The sequence below is a fragment of the Dongia sp. genome (assembly GCF_041906375.1).
Classification (GTDB): Bacteria; Pseudomonadota; Alphaproteobacteria; order Dongiales; family Dongiaceae; genus Dongia.
The window spans coordinates 1,403,202-1,420,380 of record NZ_JAYRJJ010000001.1; the positions used below are offsets into that span (position 1 = coordinate 1,403,202).

Consider the following 17,179-nt stretch of genomic DNA (forward strand, 5'->3'; position numbering starts at 1 on the left):
TGAATTAGTGCGCGACGCCGGCGGCGCCGTGTTCGTCGATGAGATAGCCCGTCGTGAAGCGCTCCAGCGCAAACGGCAGGGCCAAGGGATGCGGCTCGCCGCGCGCGATGGTGTGCGCAAAGACGTTGCCGGACCCCGGCGTCGCCTTGAAGCCGCCGGTACCCCAGCCGCAGTTGATGAACAGGTTCTCGACCGGCGTCTTGCCGATGATGGGCGAGGCGTCGGGGCAGGTGTCGACGATGCCGCCCCACTGGCGCAGCATGCGCAGGCGGCCGAAGCAGGGGAAGAGGTCCGTCAGCGCGTTGAGCTGGTTCTCGATGATGAAGGGCGAACCGACCTGCGCGTAGGACGTATAGGCGTCGATGCCGGCCCCCAGTACCAATTCGCCCTTGTCGGACTGGCTGACATAGACGTGGACCTGCGGCGACATGACCACCGTGTTGAGGACTGGCTTGATCGGCTCGGAGACGAGCGCCTGCAGCGGGTGGCTCTCGACCGGCAGGCGGAAGCCGGCCAGGCCCGCCATCACGCCGGAATGGCCGGCCACGACAATGCCGACCTTCTTGCCGCCGATGAAGCCGCGTGTCGTCTCGACGCCCTTCACGACACCGTTGACGATCTTGAACCCGGTCACTTCGGTATTCTGCAGGATGTCGACGCCGCGCTCATCGGCCTTGCGGGCAAAGCCCCAGGCGACGGCGTCATGGCGGGCGACACCGCCGCGGCGCTGCAGCGAAGCGCCCATGATCGGATAGCGTGCCTTCGCCGAACAATCGAGGATCGGCACCATTTCCTTGATCTGCTCCGGCGTCAGGATTTCGCTGTCGATGCCGTTCAATTGGATGGCGTAGACGCGGCGGCGCAGGGCCTGCATGTCATGCTGCGTATGCGCGAGGTTCATCAGGCCGCGCTGGCTGAACATGACGTTGTAGTTGAGATCCTGCGTCAGGCCTTCGAACAGTTTCAGCGAATGTTCGTAGAGATGCGCCGATTCATCCCAGAGATAGTTCGATCGCACGATGGTCGTGTTGCGGCCGGTATTGCCGCCGCCGAGCCAGCCCTTTTCCACCACAGCGACATTGGTGATGCCGTGTTCCTTGGCCAGGTAATAGGCTGTCGCCAAACCATGGCCGCCGCCGCCGATGATGATGACATCGTATTCCGGCTTCGGCGCCGGGCTGCGCCAGGCCTCCTGCCAGCCCTGGTGGTAGCTGAGGGCGTTCCGGACCAGGCTGAAAATCGAATAGTTCTGCTTCATAGCAATCCCGATTTGGGGGTTTCCCCGAAAAGCTGTCGCGCAAATGGGGTCGTGCGCCTTCTTACGGTGCCGGATGATGCCAGGGCAACACGCCCGAATCCGCCGATCGCGCGCCATCTAATGTCGCGTTAACGCCCTGGGTCAAGCTGCCACATTTCATAGCCTTTTGACATTTTCGCCCACAAAACCTCAGGGCCGCTAGGGTTGCAGCTATTATTCGTACGTCATTACAAGAAATTGGCGTATTGGCGGAAATGACTGATTTCCTGACCGACAGGTTCAATCAATGTCGCATGCGCGCCATTTTGCCTGTGGACGACATGTCGGAAATAAGATATTTCCCTCGCTTCGATTTTCGCTGAACTCACTCAATAGGGGGAATGCTGACGTGTTCGGTGATTTGCCGGTGAAACTGCCCCAGGAAATCGCCTTCCTGCTGGTGCCCAACTTCTCGATGATCGCTTTTACCTCGGCGGTCGAACCGTTGCGGCTCGCCAACCGTGTAGCCGGCAAGGAACTCTATCGCTGGCATCTCTTCTCGTCCGACGGCAAGGCTGTCGCCGCCTCGAACGGCATCCCCCTGACGCCCGAAGGCCCGGTCGAGCTGATCGTCAAATACGAGACCATCGTGCTGTGCAGCGGCGTCGATGGCCATCTTTACGAGGACAAGAACGTCTTTGCCCATTTGCGGCGTGCCGACCGGCAAGGCGCCGACATCGGGGCGCTTTGCACCGGGGCGCATATCCTCGCCAAAGCCAACATGCTCAACGGCTATCGCTGCACCATCCATTGGGAAAACCTCGCCAGCTTTGCCGAGAACTTCCCCGAGATCGAAACGACATCCGAACTCTTCGAGATCGACCGCAATCGTTTCACCTGTTCAGGCGGCACGGCGGCTCTCGACATGATGCTCAACCTGATTTCCCAGCAGCACGGCCATGAACTGGCGGCGGCGGTTTCAGAACAGTTCATCCATGAGCGTATTCGCGACCGCCACGACCATCAGCGCATGGCGCTGACGGCGCGCCTCGGCGTGCGGCACCCCAAGCTCATCCAGGTCATCCAGCAGATGGAAGCCAATCTGGAAGAACCGCTTGACCGGGCGGAGCTGGCCGATGCGGCCGGCCTCTCCAGCCGGCAGATGGAGAGGTTGTTCGCCAAATACCTGCATCGCTCGCCAGCGCGATACTATGTCGAATTGCGCCTGCACCGGGCGCGCCTGCTGCTGCTGCAGACCAACATGTCGGTGATCGACGTGGCGCTGGCCTGTGGCTTCGTTTCGGCTTCGCATTTCTCGAAATGCTATCGGGATTTCTTCGGCAAGACGCCGCGCCGCGAGCGGGCGACGCCCAATGCCGCACCGCGCGTGCAACTGGGCAGCGTCGCCGCCTGACCGATCAACCCAAGGCGGCGAGGGATGGCGCCGCGATGCGCCAGCCCGGCAGAATGACCGATACTTTGGTGCCCTTGCCGGGCTCGCTGTCGATCTGCAGCCGGCCACCATGCAATTCGGTGAGTGCCTTGGCGATGGCAAGGCCGAGGCCGACGCCTTGGTGCTTGCGCGAATAGGCGGTTTCGACCTGCACGAAGGCGCCGGTAATCCGCGGTAGATCGGCAGCGGCGATGCCGATACCGCTGTCGCGCACCTCGATCGCCACTTCGCCGACCGGCGTCACCTGGCTGGATACCTCGATCGTGCCGCCTTCGGGCGTGAACTTGATCGCGTTGGACAACAGATTAATCAGGATCTGGCGGATCGAGCGCTCGTCGGCGCGGATCGTGAGCGCCCCGAGCGAGGTCGTTGCCGACAGTCTCACATGCTGCGCCGTCGGCTCCACCAGCCGCAGGCAATCGCCGATGACGGTGGCGACGTCAATCTCCACCTCGTTCAGTTTCACATGGCCGCTTTCGATGCGCGCGATGTCGAGCAGGTCCGCAATGATGCTGTAGAGATGCTTGCCGCTCTTATGGATGTCATTGGCATAGTCCAGATAGTGTGAATTGCCGAGCGGTCCATACATCTGGCTCTGCAGAACCTCGGAAAACCCCAGGATGGCATTGAGCGGCGTCCTCAGTTCATGGCTCATATTGGCGAGAAACTGGCTCTTGGCGCGGCTGGCCTGCTCGGCGTGTTCGATCGCGGCCCGCAACTGCGCCGCATCGGCATGGCGCTGGGTGATGTCGCGGATGATCGCCTGGATTTCACCGGTTTTCAGCCGACGCGCGTTGATTTCGACAGGCAGAGTGGTGCCGGAAGCGGCGTTCATCTCGCTTTCCCACAAGATGGTATCGCCCTGTTCATCGCCGGGCTGCGGCGACGGCAGCCAGTTTGCGATCAGCGTGTCGATCCGGCGGCCGAGCAGGGCATTGTGCGTCACGCCGGTCATCATCTCGGCGCGATGATTGGCGTCGATGATGCGTCCGTGGGAATTGACCCGGATGATGCCGTCGGCGGCCTGCTCAAGGATCTCCCGGTATTTCTCCTCGGACCGATGCAGGCTGACATAGGGCGCCGTGACCGCGCCGACGAAGACTGCGCGATAGACCAGATAGGTGGCGGCGACCTTGTAGAGATGTCCCAGCAGATTGAAGGCGTCATGCGCCGCGGCGTAGAGAGTAAAGGCCGCTTCGCTGGCGACCATGATCAGCAGGGCGGCGAGCAGCACCGGGCCGCGAAAGGCCGAACCGCTGATCGGACGCAGCCATACCAGCAGGGCGCCGGTCACGAACAGGCCGCAGACCAGGTACTCCATCGCGATCTTCAGCCCGGTCAGCCCCTGGCCCGGGATGAAGGTGTGCGGCAGCGATTCCTGATGAAAGAGGATGAGATAATAGGCAAGTGCCGTGAAGCAGATCGAAGCCAGGGTCGCGCATAATCGCAAGCGGGCGGTGACGTGCCAGATCGCCGGGGCAACGGCAACCGTCAGCAACGTCACCGCGCCGGCGATGCGTGCCATCACCCAGAACCAGATTGCTTTCTCGACGCCTGACGGGCTCACAAAGTCCGGCATGCCCGCGAAGGAGAGCGTATGCCCGATATCGAGCAGCGCTACCGCCAGGAAGCCGGCACCCAGCACCGTCATATGGCCGGAATGATCGCCATGCGTCGCATTCCAGCCGATCCCGGTCACCAGAATGGCGACGGCGATCGCGAAGAACTCCAGGAAGGTATGCAGCGGCAGGTAATTGTCCTGCTGGTGCAGGAATTGGAGACTGGGGAAGAGCAGCAGGAGCAGCGGCAACACCAGTAACGTGGCGCCCGCCACCAGCAGGGCCTGCCGATTGCTGGTCGGAATGGGAATGCTCATCGGCGGCAGGTGGCCGTGACGGCTTCAAGGCGCGGGGCGCAGCGACCCCAGATAGCGTCTGGCCCGTCCGGGACCGAAGTAGGAAACATATCCGCATCGACTCCAAGGAATTGATGCGATTAGGCCATGTGGATTGTAAACAAATTCTTAGTCAGTCGGCCCGAATCCCTAGCCCCTAGCAATCCATCTTCTCAAAGCTGTGGAGGTCGGGTTCCTCGATCTCTTCAGAATCGACCGTCGGCGTGCTGCTCGCAGTACCCGGCTGGGCGAAATAATCGCTGAAATCATAGACGTCGCCCTGGCGGTCATTCTGCGCCAGATTTTCCTCATAGAGCGTCTCGACCGGACGCGAGGCGTCATTGATCGGTGCGGCTTCCCGGTCGGTCATCACCGGGCCCTCGTCGGCGAAGGCGAAGCCGGCGCCGATGAAGAAGCACAGCGCGATCAAAACCAGCGTGGCGATGCTCATGATGCGGAACATGGTGAAACCTCTTGATGCCGTCGACTTGCGGCGCGGTCTGTTTGCGCCTCGATCGATGCTGAGAAGGTATCCGCATTGCCATCCGGCGTCTGTGACGGGGGGCACAGCCGGTATTGCAGTTAAACTATTGTTATGTAATTAAAAAATAGAAAAATGTGACGTCCGGCACAGCCGCTGGGCGTAACCGGATCGTCTCCGAGGCGGCAAGTTTCGCTTCAGTCCGCCCGGACTCGGCCGAAGGGCGGCTTGGCGAAGAGGCGCTGGACCATGGGTTCGAACACCTCGATCGGTGCGGTGTCGTATTCGGGGTCGAAACTGTTCTGGTCGTAGTTCTGGCAGAAGAGGGCGGTCTTCTCGAACATCGGGTGGCCGCGATAGCGTTCGCGTTCATAGCGGTCGAGGCCGATATGGTGGAAGAAGTAATAGCCCTGGAAGATGCCGTGATGTTTCACCAGCCAGTAATTCTCCTCCGACACATAGGGGCGCAGGATGGCGGCGGCGAGTTCGGAATGGTTCTCCGGCGCCAGCAGGTCGCCGATGTCGTGGAGGAGGGCGCAGACCACCAGTTCCTCGTCGGCACCATCGCGCATGGCCCGGGTGGCCGACTGCAATGAGTGCTGATAGCGGTCGATCTTGTAGCCCATTTTGTCGCCCTCAAGTTTTTTGAGGTTCGCCAGGACATTCTCGGCAAGGCCGTGGTTCAGCTTCTGATAGATCGTGTCGAGGAGCTGGTATTCCTCGAAAGTGCCGTCTTCCATGCGGATGAAGTTGACGGATTCAGAGTCCATGGCGGCGCTTCCTCGACATCATTTTGACAAAATCGCGTGCAGTTTAGGAGCAAGGAACTTCCCGGTCCAGGACTGCCCATGCTCGCCGCGCTCAAAGATGCCTTAGCCGCCAAAGGAATGGCGCTGCGCGGCGGCTTTGTGCCCGAAAGCGACGATGGCGTGCCGCTTTTGGCCAGCGGCCGCCCGCCGCGCGCGGTTCTGCTCGTCGGCAATATCGGTGGCGCCATGTGGCCGGCCTTCGCCGAATCCGGTGCTGCTGCCGCCTACTCTGCGGATCCGATGGACCGGTGGACGCAGGATGTGCTGGACCCGATCGCCGAGCATTTCCGGGCCAGCGCGCTGTATCCGTTTTCCGGACCGCCTTACCACCCGTTCCAGCGTTGGGCCGCGCGGGCGGAAGCCGTGCATGTCTCGCCGTTGCGTATCTTCATCCACCCGACCTACGGCCTGTGGCACGCCTATCGGGCGGCCTTCCTCTTTGCCGAGGCCGTCGACCTGCCGCCGCGTGCAGCGCTCCCGAGCCCGTGCACAACATGTGCTGCACAGCCTTGCCTCACATCCTGCCCAGTCGGCGCTTTCGGGCCAAACGGCCTCGATGATCTCACCTGCGCCCGTCATGTCGACGGGTCGGCCGGCGCTGAATGCCGGGATCGCGGTTGCCTGGCGCGGCGGGCCTGCCCTGTCGGCAGAGAATATTCTTATTCGCCGCCACAGATGGCGTTCCACATGGAGGCCTTCCTGGCAAAGCGCCGCTGATCCTTACCCGCTTGAACCTTAACACGGCTGGAAACGACTGACCGGCTCACCAAAAACGACGCCTTTTCCGAAGATTAGAAGAATGAAACACCTCGCTGGAATTAAAGCATTTGGAACCTTGGCCCTGGCGGCCTTTCTGATGGTAGGCGGTGCCCTTCTGGCAAGCCTCCTGGCCGGCGGCACCTTTGGCGGATAAGCCATTCGGCCCGCAATCCCCGGGTGGAGAAAAAGCAGGCCTCTGCAAGGGCTTGTGACAAGTCGGGAGCCGGCACCCCGCTTCCGTCCATGACGCTTGTCCCTGTGGGAGTCGATGGGGTATCTACTATTTCTCCAAAAATTGCTCCAACAGCTGGAGGGCGGGCTTTGCGCTCACTCATTCTTTCGCTGGCAGCTTTCTGTGCCAGTCTCGCCGTCGTTCTAGGTGTTTCCTTCACCGCGGCGAAAGCCGCCGACGTGACCTTGCTGGCGATCGAAAGCGCCGGTGGTCCGGAAGTGAAGGGGCCGATCGCCTGGTCGGTCGTCAAGGTGAACAAGGATACCGGCAAGCCGGACGCCAAGGCGACGATTGCCGGCAACGGCCCGCGCCTGATGGCGCAGCTCGAACCCGGTCAGTATCTGGTGACGGCCAAGCTCGGCAAGGTCGAGAGCAGCCAGGCGATCATCGTCGGCAAGTCGGCCACGACCCGCTCACTGGTTCTCGGCGATCCCACCAAGAAGACCGCTGCGAAGAAGCCCGAAGCAGGACCGCCCGCTCAGCTTTCCATCAATATGAAGCTCAGCAAGGGCAAGAGCCCGCTCAAGGAAGCGGTGCTTTGGGAAGTCTATACCTATGAAAAAGGCGGCACCGATTCCGGCGAGAAGGTAGCCGAGCAGAAATCGGCCACCGGCCAGTTCAGCCTGCCCGGCGGTTCCTATGTCGTGCGCGCCCATTACAAGGGGACCAAGGCGGACCTTGTCATTCCGATCGAACCCGGCCAGTCGCTGAAATACACGCTCAACCTCTATGCCGGTTATGTGAAGCTCACGGCCCTCAAGCCGAAGAAGCAGAAGACGACGGCCGAGGCACTCAACTGGCAGATCCTGCGCCTGCGCCCGAATGCGCCCGGCGTCTATGAGCTGGTCACCAGCAGCGAGAAGCCGGACCCGACCGTCATGCTGCGCGAAGGCCGCTACATCGCGGTGGCTCGCCTCGGCAACAAGATGTGGGGCAGCGAGCAGATCGTGATCACGGCCGGCGAAACGACCAGCAAGAAGGTCAACCTCAAGGAAGGCGTCGGCGCCCCGGAAGTGGCCGCCGCGAACTGAGGGAGCGATCGGCAAGAGTGGATCCCCGGGTCTTCGCCCGGGGATGACGGGGAACGGAATACCGTCATGCGCTCAAATCGTCATGCCCGGGCTTGACCCGGGCATCCACTGCTGCAACTGCTCACTTAGAACGGCGCCCCAGGGGCGCCGTTTTCCATTGTGCGCCCCCGATGATAAGCCGGAATGCGCCCTATGAGACTTTCAACACACCGGAATGCGCCTATCTTTGCTAGCTTGGGTCAGAAGTTAACACCTGAACGAGGCCCAACATGTCACGGGAAGCAGCGCGGGAAGCGCGCGGTCGCCGCAATACCAGATCGGCGCGGGGACTGAAGCAGCTGCCCTGGCGCAACCACCGCAACAATTACGATCCCGTCCGGGTCCTGAGCGACGACCAGATCGAGGCGATTCACCGGACCTCGCTGCGCATCCTTTCTGAACTCGGTATCGAATTCCTCGAAGAGAACGCGCTGCGCATTCTCAAGGAGAATGGCGCCGAGATCGTGCCGGGCACCCAGCGCGTGCGCTTCGATCCGGCCTTGATCATGGAAAAGATCAAGACGGTGCCGAAGACCTTCACGCTGCATGCCCGCAACCCGGCGCACAATCTGACCTTCGGCGCCAACCACATCAATTTCGGCTCGGTCGCTTCGGCGCCCAATGTCTCCGATCTCGACAAGGGCCGCCGCCCCGGCAATTTCGAGGATTACTGCAACCTCGTGCGCCTGGCGCAGTCGCTGAATTCCGTGCAGTTCCTCGGCGGCTATCCGGTCGAGCCCGCCGATCTGCCGCCGAGCACCCGCCATCTTGACGCGCTCTATATGGCGGCGACATTGACCGACAAGGTCTGGCATCCTTACTCGCTGGGCAATGAGCGCATCGAAGACGCCATCGAGTTGATGGCGATGGCGCGCGGCATTTCCAAGGAGCAGCTGACCAAGGAACCGAGCGTCTTTTCGATCATCAACAGCAACTCGCCCTTGCGCCTGGACACGCCGATGCTGCAGGGCCTGCAGGCGATGGCGAAGGCGGGGCAGCCTATCGTCTTGACGCCCTTCACCCTCTCCGGCGCCATGGCGCCCGCCACCATCGCCGGCGCGCTCGCGCAGGCCAATGCCGAGGCGCTGGCGGGTCTTGCCTTCACGCAGATGGTCAATCCGGGTGTCCCCTGCGTCTATGGCGGCTTCACCTCGAATGTCGACATGAAGACCGGTGCCCCGGCTTTCGGCACGCCGGAATACACGCGCGCCGCCATGGCTGGGGGCCAACTCGCGCGCAAGTACGGCTTCCCTTATCGCTCAAGCAACGCCTGCGCTTCCAACGCGGTGGATGCCCAGGCGGCCTATGAATCGGAAATGTCGCTCTGGGGTGCCGTCATGGGGCACGCCAATCTCATCCTGCATGGTGCCGGCTGGATGGAAGGCGGCCTCGTCGCGTCGTTCGAGAAAATGATCATCGATGCCGAAATGATCCAGTCGATGAGCGAGTTCCTGCTGCCGCTCGACGTCTCCGAAGATGCACTCGGCTTCGAGGCGATGAAGGAAGTCGGCCCCGGCGGCCATTTCTTCGGCGCGGCGCATACCTTGGCGCGTTACGAGACGGCCTTCTATTCGCCGCTCGTCTCTGACTGGCGCAATTTTGAAACCTGGCGCCTTGCCGGCGCCCAGGATGCTGCCCAACGCGCCAACACGCTTTGGAAGCAGGCGCTCGCCGAATACGAACAGCCGGCCATCGACCCCGCCATCGACGATGCCATGAAGGATTTCATCGCCCGCCGCAAGGCCGAAGGCGGCGTGAAGCAAATCTGACGGCGCGTCGGCCGCAATTCAGCAGGATCATGCAAGCATCAGCCAGGAACAGGTATTAAAGCTCGGGGCGTCCTTGTGATCATATGCGTGCACCTTCCATCTCATCTTTGAAGGATGCACCATGCCGCTTGATCATTACGTGACGCTCGGCCGTTCCGGCTTGCGCGTATCGCCCTTTTGCCTCGGCACCATGACGTTTGGTGAAGATTGGGGTTGGGGATCGCCGGTCGAGGAATCGACCAAAGTCCTCGACGCCTATCTCGACCGCGGCGGCAATTTCATTGATACGGCCAATGTCTATACCAAGGGCCATTCCGAAAAGATCATCGGCGACCATCTGGGGAGACATGCCGCCAAGCGCGCCAAGGCCGTCATCGCGACGAAATTTTTCGGTAATCTCTATCGCGGCGACCCCAATGGCGGCGGCGCCAACCGCAAGAGCATCATCGCCGCCTGCGAAAACTCGCTGCGCCGCCTGCAGACCGATTACATCGACCTTTACTGGATGCATGCCTGGGATCCGCTGACCCCGATCGAGGAAACCATGCGCGCCCTCGACGATCTCGTGGAGAGTGGCAAGGTACGCTATATCGGCTTCTCCGACACCCCGGCCTGGAAATGCGCCGAGGCGCAGACCATCGCACGCTTCCGTGGCTGGGCGCCACTCGTCGCCCTGCAGATCGAATATTCCCTGCTGGAGCGTTCGGTCGAAGGCGATCTGGTGCCGATGGCGCGCGAGATGGGTCTGGGTATCACGCCCTGGTCGCCGCTCAAGGGCGGCGCTCTCAGCGGCAAATACCGCCGTGGCGGCAATGCCGAGCCCGGACGCGGCACGCGGGTAACGACGGCTCTGACCGAGCGGACCTACGATATCGTCGACGCGCTGGCTGACGGTGCACAATCGCTCGGCACCAGTGTCTCGCGCGTGGCCCTTGCGTGGCTGCTCGGGCGTCCCGGCGTCTCGTCGCCGATCGTAGGCGCGCGCACCATGGCGCAGCTTGACGACAATCTCGGCGCTCTCGACGTCAAATTGCCGGTCGAGCTGGTGCAGAAGCTGAATAGCTTGAGCGAACCCACGCTCAACTTCCCAGCCCGTTTCCTGGAATATGTCGTCCAGGCCGCGCAAGGCGGCAACACGGTCAACGGTGTCACCTTGGAGCCATGGCCCTTGGCGCCGGAAGGCGATGCCGATCGCCACTGACTGTAAACCCCTCACCCTGCAAAGGTGGGGTGAGGGGGCTTCACCGTTTGTAGTTTTGTGCAACCAACTGACACGAACGGGCATTCATGTCCGGGCGGAATTGTGTTGCACTTGGAGCCTCAGCCAGTTGCCGTTTTGGGAGATGTCGATGCGCTCTGCGCAATACCCCTTTCGATACCTCGTCTTCTTTCCCCTCGCGATCATCATGGGTATGGCCCTGTTCATCTGGCAGGCCAATTTCAATACCAGTTATGGCGACACCCAGCCGACGTCTGCCCAGAGTCTTGCCGCATGGGACAAGATCGTCACCGTTCTTGAAAATCCCAGGTGCCTGAATTGCCATCAGGTGCAATCGCCGCGCCAGGGCGACATGGCGCGCCTGCATGTGCCGTTGGTCGTGCGGGGCGAGGACAATATGGGTGTGACCGGCATGCGTTGCACCACCTGCCACAGCCAGTCCGGCAACAATCCGACCTCGGGTGTCCCCGGCGCGCCGGGCTGGTCCTTGGCGCCGCTGGAGCAGAACTGGCAGGGTCTTTCATCCGGCGAGATCTGCCGCCAGCTGCGCGACCCGGCGCGGAACGGCAATCGCAATGCCGAACAGATGGTCGCGCATTTTGCCGAGGACGAGTTGGTCGGCTGGGGTTGGAACCCCGGCGCGGGTCGCACACCCATCGCGATGCCGCGCGCCGAGCTTGCCGACCACGTGAAGACATGGCTCGCCGGTGGCAGCAAATGCCCGCAATGATTTACAGCCAAGCGATCGAGCGCAAAGGGAGAGTCTCATGATTACACTGACGATCAACGGCAAGACTCACGATCTCGACGTCGATCCGGAAATGCCCTTGCTATGGGTGATCCGTGACCGCCTCGAATTGACCGGCACCAAGTTCGGCTGTGGCGCCGCGCAATGCGGCGCCTGCACGGTCCATGTCGATGGCGAGGCGTACCGTTCCTGCACAACCATGGTCGGCGATCTTGCCGGGCGTGACATTGTCACGATCGAAGGCCTGTCCGGTAAGGTCGCGGCTGCCGTCCAGGCCGCCTGGCAGAAGCTCGACGTGGTGCAATGCGGTTACTGCCAGTCGGGCCAGATCATGTCGGCCATCAATCTGCTCAGCGTCAATCAGGCGCCGACTGATGACGACATCAATGCCAGCATGGAAGGCAATATCTGTCGCTGCGGCACCTATGTCCGTATTCGCCAGGCCATCCACGAAGCTGCGAAATCCTTGGCTTAACGGAGGTCCACCATGATGAATTTACGTCAAGCCGATATGCCGTCATCGCGCCGCAGCTTCCTTAAAGGCGCTGTCGCTACCGCCGGTACCTTCGTCCTCGGCAGTTTCGTGCCGTTCGGGCGTTTTGCGGCGGCCGAGGGGGAGGCCGCGGCGCCGAAAGCCGTGTTCGACCCGAACCTCTTCCTGCGCATCAGCAGCGACGACACCGTCACCGTCCTGTTGAAGCATCTTGAAATGGGGCAGGGCGTCAGCACCGGGCTTGCGACACTGGTTGCCGAGGAGCTCGACGCCGATTGGTCGAAGGTCGGCTTCGACCACGCGCCGAACGATCCGAAGGTTTTCAACAACCTGTTTTTCGGTTCCTATATCGGCACTGGCGGCAGCACCTCGATGGCCAATTCCTGGACCCAGATGCGCCAGGTCGGCGCCGCGGCGCGCGCCATGTTCGTGGCGGCTGCTGCCAGGAAATGGAATGTTCCGGCGGCCGAGATCACCATCTCGGACGGCTTGCTCTCCCATGCCTCCGGCAAATCGGCGCGCTTGGGTGAACTGGTCGACGCCGCCATGCAGGAGCCGGTCCCGACTGAGGTTGCTCTCAAGGATCCCAAAGACTGGAAATATATCGGGGCGCGCCTGCCGCGCCTCGATTCCAAGAGCAAGACCACCGGCACGGCGACCTTCGCCATCGATTTCCGCCGGCCCGGCATGCTCACCGCCATGGTGGCGCGGCCACCGCAATTCGGCGGCACGGTTGCCTCCTTCGACGATGCCGAAACGCGCAAGATGCCCGGTGTGGTCGAGGTGGTACAGGTGCCGAGCGGCGTCGCTGTCCTCGCCAAGGATACATGGGCCGCCATGCGCGGGCGGGAGGCGCTTAAGATCACCTGGAATCTCGATCAGGCGGAGAAGCGTTCGACTGACGCCATCGTGGCCGAATATCGCGATCTGGCGGCCAAGCCGGGCCTCGCCGCCGCCCGCCGGGGCGATGCGGTGGCGGGGCTCAGCGGTGCCGACAGCCATGAGGCGGAATTCCTCTTCCCCTTCCTCGCCCATGCGCCGATGGAGCCGATGAACTGCGTCATCGAGCTCACCGCCGACGGCGCCGAGATCTGGGGCGGCAGCCAGTTCCAGAGCATCGACGATTACAGCGTCGCCCAGGTGCTGGGCACGACGCCGGACAAGATCAGGATCCACACGCTGCTGGGTGGCGGCAGTTTCGGCAGGCGCGCCAATGCGGCGGCGGATTGGGCGGTCGAGGCAGCACAGATCGCCAAGGCCATCGGCGGCAAGGCGCCGGTGCACCTGCTGTGGTCCCGTGAGGATGACATCAAAGGGGGCTTCTATCGGCCGATGGCCCTGCACCGGGTCAAGGCCGGCCTGCGGGATGGCCGCATCGCCGGCTGGCAGCATGCCATCGTCGCCAAATCGATCCTGGCCGGTACGCCGTTCGAGGGCATGATGGTCAAGGACGGCGTCGACGCCACCACGGTCGAGGGTGTTTCCGACACGCCCTATACGATCGAGAATTTCGCGGTGGATGTGCACAACGCCAAGACGCCGGTCCCGGTCCTGTGGTGGCGCTCGGTCGGGCACAGCCATACGGCCCATGTCATGGAAACGACCATGGACGAGCTGGCGCACAAGGCCGGCCAGGACCCGCTCGCCTTCCGCTTGGCGTATCTCAAGGAAGGTTCCCGCGAAGCCGGCGTCCTCAAACTCGCTGCCGAAAAAGGCCAATGGGGCAAGCAGATGCCGAAGGGGAGCGGGCAGGGGATCGCCTTCCACCATTCCTTCGGCAGCTATGTCGCCATGGTGGCCGTGGTCACGGTGGGCGGTGATGGGTTGAAGGTGGAGAGGATCACCGCCGCAGTCGATTGCGGTATCGCCATCAACCCCGACGTGATTGCGGCCCAGGTCGAAGGCGCCATCGGCTTTGCCCTGTCGGCAGTGCTGCGCAACCGGGTCACCTTCAAGGAGGGTGTCGTCGAGCAGAGCAATTTCGACGATTACGAACCAACCCGGATCAAGGAGATGCCGGCGGTCGAGGTGCATCTGGTGAAATCGGCCGAGGCGCCGACCGGCATCGGCGAACCCGGCCTGCCGCCCCTGGCGCCGTCGATCGGCAATGCGATCTTCGCCGCCACCGGCAAGCGCCTGCGCTCGCTGCCCTTCGACGGGCCTATTTCGGCGTAAAAGGGAGCCAGCTAATCGATTAGCTAATCGATTAGCTGGCCTTTTTGAACGGGTGGAAGATCGGTTCCTTGGGCCGGAACAGATAGGCCCGGGCAATCGCTCCATAACCCGGCATGAAGTAGCCGCCATTCTCGGACAGCAGCCGCGCTTTCAATTGCCGGTACCGGCCTGGGCGCTTGTACCAGGCCAGGGCCGGCTCGGCGTGGTGCAGGGCGTGGAGATTGTTGTAGAGGAACATGAAGCCCCAGAAGGCCCCGGCCTCGCAGATGATCGAGCGGGTCTTCTCGTCAGGGGCGGCACGATGCTCGGCGTAGGAGCGCACCAGCGCCATCGACGTGCCCGGATAGGCGAAGAAGAGGACATAGGCCCAGAGCGGAATATGGCACACGCCGATCACCCAAGTGAGGATGATGGCCACCGTGAAGACGTGCCAGACCCAGGGCACGATGCGGTAGCGATCGCCCGAGGTGAGATCCCGCGCCGCTTCGCGGATTGAGGCCACGGTGTAATAGCCGGGGCCGAGCAGCATGCGCCCGGCCAGGGTCCGCATCGCCTGCCGCACCGCACGGTGCAGGCCCGACATTTGCGCCCATTGCTCCTCAGTCAGATAGTTCGATTCCGGGTCGAGGAAGGGATCGGTGAGATCCTGGTCGATGTGATGCCTGGTATGGGTCTTCACATAGACGTCGTAGGGGATCCATAGCCAGAGGGACCACCCCGTGATCCAGCGGGTCAACCGGCGCGACTTGAAGGGATAGCCGTGCACCGCCTCATGCTGCAGCGACCCATGCAGGCAGACAATCGAGGCGCCCAGCGGCAGCACCGCCCACCAGGGCAGGGCATGATAGAACCATGTGGTGAGGAAAAAGGCGGCGTATATCCCAGCTGCCAGCAGCAAAGTCGGGATATCGGCCTCATAGGCGTGGCGGCCAATCTCGCCTTTGTTTTCCCGCCAGGGCGCGGCGATCGTTGCTCCTGGGGTCTCAAATTGCGCGGACATGTGCCTCAATGGGCGTTCGGTTACTAGGGTTATTCGTAACCAAATTGTATAACACCAGCAATGAAGAAATACTTATGCCGGCATGCGTAGGCGCTTGGTTGGGCCTGCCGGCGCAGCTATGCTCGCCCGGGTGCGGGAGGATGGTTAATGTCGCTGGAAATTCACCGGGGAAGCTGCCTGTGCGGCGCCGTAAGCTTTGAGATCGCGGGCGCGCTCGCGACGCCGGCCGCCTGCCATTGCGCCATGTGCCGGCGCAGCCACGGGGCCCTCGGGGTCTATACCTCGGCGCCGCTCAACCGGGTGACGCTGAGCGGCACCGAACATCTGAAATGGTATGGGTCCAGCGACGGGGCCGAGCGCGGTTTCTGCGGCACCTGTGGATCGAAGCTGTTCTGGCGCAAAGTGGGCGGCACCGATCTCGACATAACCATGGGCAGCCTGGACGGACCGACCGGCATCAAGGTCAGCAAACATATCTGGGTGGCCTTCAAGGGCGATTACTACGATATCGCCGACCGTTTGCCCCAATACGCCCATTCCTCCGCGAATGCGGCGCCGATCGCGCCAGCGGCGCCGGTGGCGGATTCTGCCAATGCGCCCCGGCATCACGGCCATTGCCTGTGCGGCGCCGTCGACTTCACCGTCACCGGCAAGATGCGCGACATCAGCGTCTGCCATTGCGGCCAGTGCCGCCGCTGGCATGGCCATGCCCCGGCCTATACCAAGGCGAAATGGGCGGATATCACGCTCAAGGGGGGCGAGCATCTGGCCTGGTACAAATCGTCGACCGAGGCCCGGCGCGGATTCTGCGATCGCTGCGGGTCGTCGCTGTTCTGGGAACGCACCGGGGCCGACGCGGTTTCCATCGCTGCCGGTGCCTTCGATATGCCGATCGAACCGCGCCAGCGCCACCATATCTTCGTCGCCGATAAGGGCGATTACTACGACATCCCCGACAAGCTGCCGCAATTTCCCGGGACCGGCGGCAATTCGCTGCCGTTCTAGCGCGGGCCCCAAACAGACGAGTCAAAAGACCATGATTGCGGCCCTGCCGATGTATGATTTCCCTGAACTCAAGGACGCGACCGATGCCTTCTGGCAAGGCTTGCGCGGCCATTTCTCCGCGGCCGGCATGACCAACCTGCCGGAGCAGTTGACCCGCCCCCGCGACCCCTATCCGCTGTGGCTGTCGCGCGACCTGGTCTTTGCGCAGACCTGCGGCTATCCGCTGACCCATCATCTCAAAGGGCGGGTGCGCTATCTGGCGACGCCCTGTTTCTCTGCGCCGGGCTGCGAGGGTAGCACCTATCGTTCCTTCATCATCGTACGGGCCGACGACCCGGCCACGAAGGGCAGCGATCTCAGCGGCCGGATTGCGGCGTTCAACAGCAAGGATTCGCAATCCGGCTGCAATGTGCTGAAGCATTATCTGGCGGGCCAAGGGGTCGCCAACGGCCTGCTGCGGGAAGCGCTGGAAAGCGGCGCGCATCGCCAGTCGGTCAGGATGGTGAAGCACGGCCTTGCCGATTTCTGCGCGGTCGATTGCGTGAGCTGGACGTTGCTGTCCGCCGTTGCGCCGGATGAAGTGGAGGAGCTGCGCGTGCTGGACCAGACGGCGCCGGCGCCGTGCCTCCCCTACATCACCGGCCTGGACCGCCCGATCGAGGATGTGGCGGCCCTGCGCAGCGGTCTTGCCGCGGCATTCGGCGATCCCGACCTGGAAGACGTCCGCGCCAGACTGCTGCTCGACGGCGTCGTGGTGCTCGATGAAGCCGCCTATGACGTCATCCCCGAACAGGAAATGGCGGCAAGGCTTTCCGGCTGGGCGCAGGTGGCGTAA

The 17,179-nt window shown here is 62.6% G+C and carries 15 protein-coding genes; 10 read left to right on the plus strand and 5 right to left on the minus strand.

Annotation, left to right across the window (positions count from 1 at the left end; all coding sequences use genetic code 11):
- Positions 1–4: 4 nt before the first annotated feature.
- Positions 5–1,258, minus strand: a complete 1,254-nt coding sequence (locus ACE3OA_RS06520; RefSeq protein WP_374309115.1) for a sarcosine oxidase subunit beta family protein — start codon at positions 1,256–1,258, stop codon at positions 5–7.
- Positions 1,259–1,646: 388 nt separating this feature from the next.
- Here ACE3OA_RS06520 and ACE3OA_RS06525 point away from each other — a divergent pair, with 388 nt between their 5' ends.
- Positions 1,647–2,651 carry a GlxA family transcriptional regulator gene (locus tag ACE3OA_RS06525; protein WP_374309117.1) on the plus strand — a complete coding sequence of 335 codons (1,005 nt, stop codon included), beginning with the start codon at positions 1,647–1,649 and terminating at the stop codon, positions 2,649–2,651.
- A gap of 4 nt (positions 2,652–2,655) precedes the next feature.
- Here ACE3OA_RS06525 and ACE3OA_RS06530 read toward each other — a convergent pair whose 3' ends face one another.
- The 3 genes from ACE3OA_RS06530 to ACE3OA_RS06540 form a co-directional block, all read right to left on the minus strand.
- Positions 2,656–4,566: an MASE3 domain-containing protein gene (locus tag ACE3OA_RS06530; RefSeq protein ID WP_374309119.1), complete on the minus strand. Its 1,911-nt coding sequence runs from the start codon at positions 4,564–4,566 to the stop codon at positions 2,656–2,658.
- Between the two features lie 175 nt (positions 4,567–4,741).
- Entirely contained in the window at positions 4,742–5,047 is a 306-nt protein-coding gene (locus ACE3OA_RS06535) for a hypothetical protein (RefSeq protein WP_374309121.1), read from the minus strand.
- A gap of 215 nt (positions 5,048–5,262) precedes the next feature.
- Positions 5,263–5,835: an HD domain-containing protein gene (locus ACE3OA_RS06540; RefSeq protein WP_374309123.1), complete on the minus strand. Its 573-nt coding sequence runs from the start codon at positions 5,833–5,835 to the stop codon at positions 5,263–5,265.
- A 78-nt stretch (positions 5,836–5,913) separates the two neighbouring features.
- On the opposite strand from ACE3OA_RS06540, the gene ACE3OA_RS06545 reads away from it, so the two are divergent.
- The 7 genes from ACE3OA_RS06545 to ACE3OA_RS06575 all read left to right on the plus strand — a co-directional run bounded on the left by ACE3OA_RS06545 (position 5,914) and on the right by ACE3OA_RS06575 (position 14,339).
- Positions 5,914–6,591 carry a ferredoxin gene (locus ACE3OA_RS06545; protein WP_374309125.1) on the plus strand — a complete coding sequence of 226 codons (678 nt, stop codon included), beginning with the start codon at positions 5,914–5,916 and terminating at the stop codon, positions 6,589–6,591.
- Between the two features lie 363 nt (positions 6,592–6,954).
- Positions 6,955–7,896 (plus strand): hypothetical protein, encoded by a 942-nt coding sequence (locus ACE3OA_RS06550; RefSeq protein ID WP_374309127.1) that lies wholly within the window; start codon positions 6,955–6,957, stop codon positions 7,894–7,896.
- A gap of 269 nt (positions 7,897–8,165) precedes the next feature.
- Positions 8,166–9,704, plus strand: a complete 1,539-nt coding sequence (locus tag ACE3OA_RS06555; protein ID WP_374309129.1) for a trimethylamine methyltransferase family protein — start codon at positions 8,166–8,168, stop codon at positions 9,702–9,704.
- 121 nt (positions 9,705–9,825) lie between these two features.
- Positions 9,826–10,905, plus strand: a complete 1,080-nt coding sequence (locus ACE3OA_RS06560) for an aldo/keto reductase (protein ID WP_374309131.1) — start codon at positions 9,826–9,828, stop codon at positions 10,903–10,905.
- 148 nt (positions 10,906–11,053) lie between these two features.
- Positions 11,054–11,653, plus strand: coding sequence for a hypothetical protein (locus ACE3OA_RS06565; protein WP_374309133.1), 600 nt, complete (start codon positions 11,054–11,056; stop codon positions 11,651–11,653).
- 37 nt (positions 11,654–11,690) lie between these two features.
- Positions 11,691–12,146 (plus strand): (2Fe-2S)-binding protein, encoded by a 456-nt coding sequence (locus ACE3OA_RS06570; protein ID WP_374309135.1) that lies wholly within the window; start codon positions 11,691–11,693, stop codon positions 12,144–12,146.
- Positions 12,147–12,158: 12 nt separating this feature from the next.
- Positions 12,159–14,339 (plus strand): molybdopterin cofactor-binding domain-containing protein, encoded by a 2,181-nt coding sequence (locus ACE3OA_RS06575; protein WP_374309137.1) that lies wholly within the window; start codon positions 12,159–12,161, stop codon positions 14,337–14,339.
- A gap of 31 nt (positions 14,340–14,370) precedes the next feature.
- On the opposite strand, the gene ACE3OA_RS06580 is transcribed toward ACE3OA_RS06575, so the two are convergent.
- The gene (locus ACE3OA_RS06580; RefSeq protein ID WP_374309139.1) at positions 14,371–15,339 is read right to left on the minus strand and encodes a fatty acid desaturase; all 969 of its coding nucleotides are present in this window, start codon (positions 15,337–15,339) and stop codon (positions 14,371–14,373) included.
- Positions 15,340–15,486: 147 nt separating this feature from the next.
- On the opposite strand from ACE3OA_RS06580, the gene ACE3OA_RS06585 reads away from it, so the two are divergent.
- Positions 15,487–16,344, plus strand: coding sequence for a GFA family protein (locus tag ACE3OA_RS06585; RefSeq protein WP_374309141.1), 858 nt, complete (start codon positions 15,487–15,489; stop codon positions 16,342–16,344).
- A 31-nt stretch (positions 16,345–16,375) separates the two neighbouring features.
- Positions 16,376–17,179, plus strand: coding sequence for a phosphate/phosphite/phosphonate ABC transporter substrate-binding protein (locus ACE3OA_RS06590; RefSeq protein ID WP_374309143.1), 804 nt, complete (start codon positions 16,376–16,378; stop codon positions 17,177–17,179).

Coding starts and splice junctions, on each gene's coding strand:
- ACE3OA_RS06520 (WP_374309115.1), bottom strand. CDS start 1,258: ATGAAGCAGAACTATTCGATTTTCAGCCTGGTCCGGAACGCCCTCAGC.
- ACE3OA_RS06530 (WP_374309119.1), bottom strand. CDS start 4,566: ATGAGCATTCCCATTCCGACCAGCAATCGGCAGGCCCTGCTGGTGGCG.
- ACE3OA_RS06535 (WP_374309121.1), bottom strand. CDS start 5,047: ATGTTCCGCATCATGAGCATCGCCACGCTGGTTTTGATCGCGCTGTGC.
- ACE3OA_RS06540 (WP_374309123.1), bottom strand. CDS start 5,835: ATGGACTCTGAATCCGTCAACTTCATCCGCATGGAAGACGGCACTTTC.
- ACE3OA_RS06545 (WP_374309125.1), top strand. CDS start 5,914: ATGCTCGCCGCGCTCAAAGATGCCTTAGCCGCCAAAGGAATGGCGCTG.
- ACE3OA_RS06555 (WP_374309129.1), top strand. CDS start 8,166: ATGTCACGGGAAGCAGCGCGGGAAGCGCGCGGTCGCCGCAATACCAGA.
- ACE3OA_RS06560 (WP_374309131.1), top strand. CDS start 9,826: ATGCCGCTTGATCATTACGTGACGCTCGGCCGTTCCGGCTTGCGCGTA.
- ACE3OA_RS06565 (WP_374309133.1), top strand. CDS start 11,054: ATGCGCTCTGCGCAATACCCCTTTCGATACCTCGTCTTCTTTCCCCTC.
- ACE3OA_RS06570 (WP_374309135.1), top strand. CDS start 11,691: ATGATTACACTGACGATCAACGGCAAGACTCACGATCTCGACGTCGAT.
- ACE3OA_RS06575 (WP_374309137.1), top strand. CDS start 12,159: ATGATGAATTTACGTCAAGCCGATATGCCGTCATCGCGCCGCAGCTTC.
- ACE3OA_RS06580 (WP_374309139.1), bottom strand. CDS start 15,339: ATGTCCGCGCAATTTGAGACCCCAGGAGCAACGATCGCCGCGCCCTGG.
- ACE3OA_RS06585 (WP_374309141.1), top strand. CDS start 15,487: ATGTCGCTGGAAATTCACCGGGGAAGCTGCCTGTGCGGCGCCGTAAGC.
- ACE3OA_RS06590 (WP_374309143.1), top strand. CDS start 16,376: ATGATTGCGGCCCTGCCGATGTATGATTTCCCTGAACTCAAGGACGCG.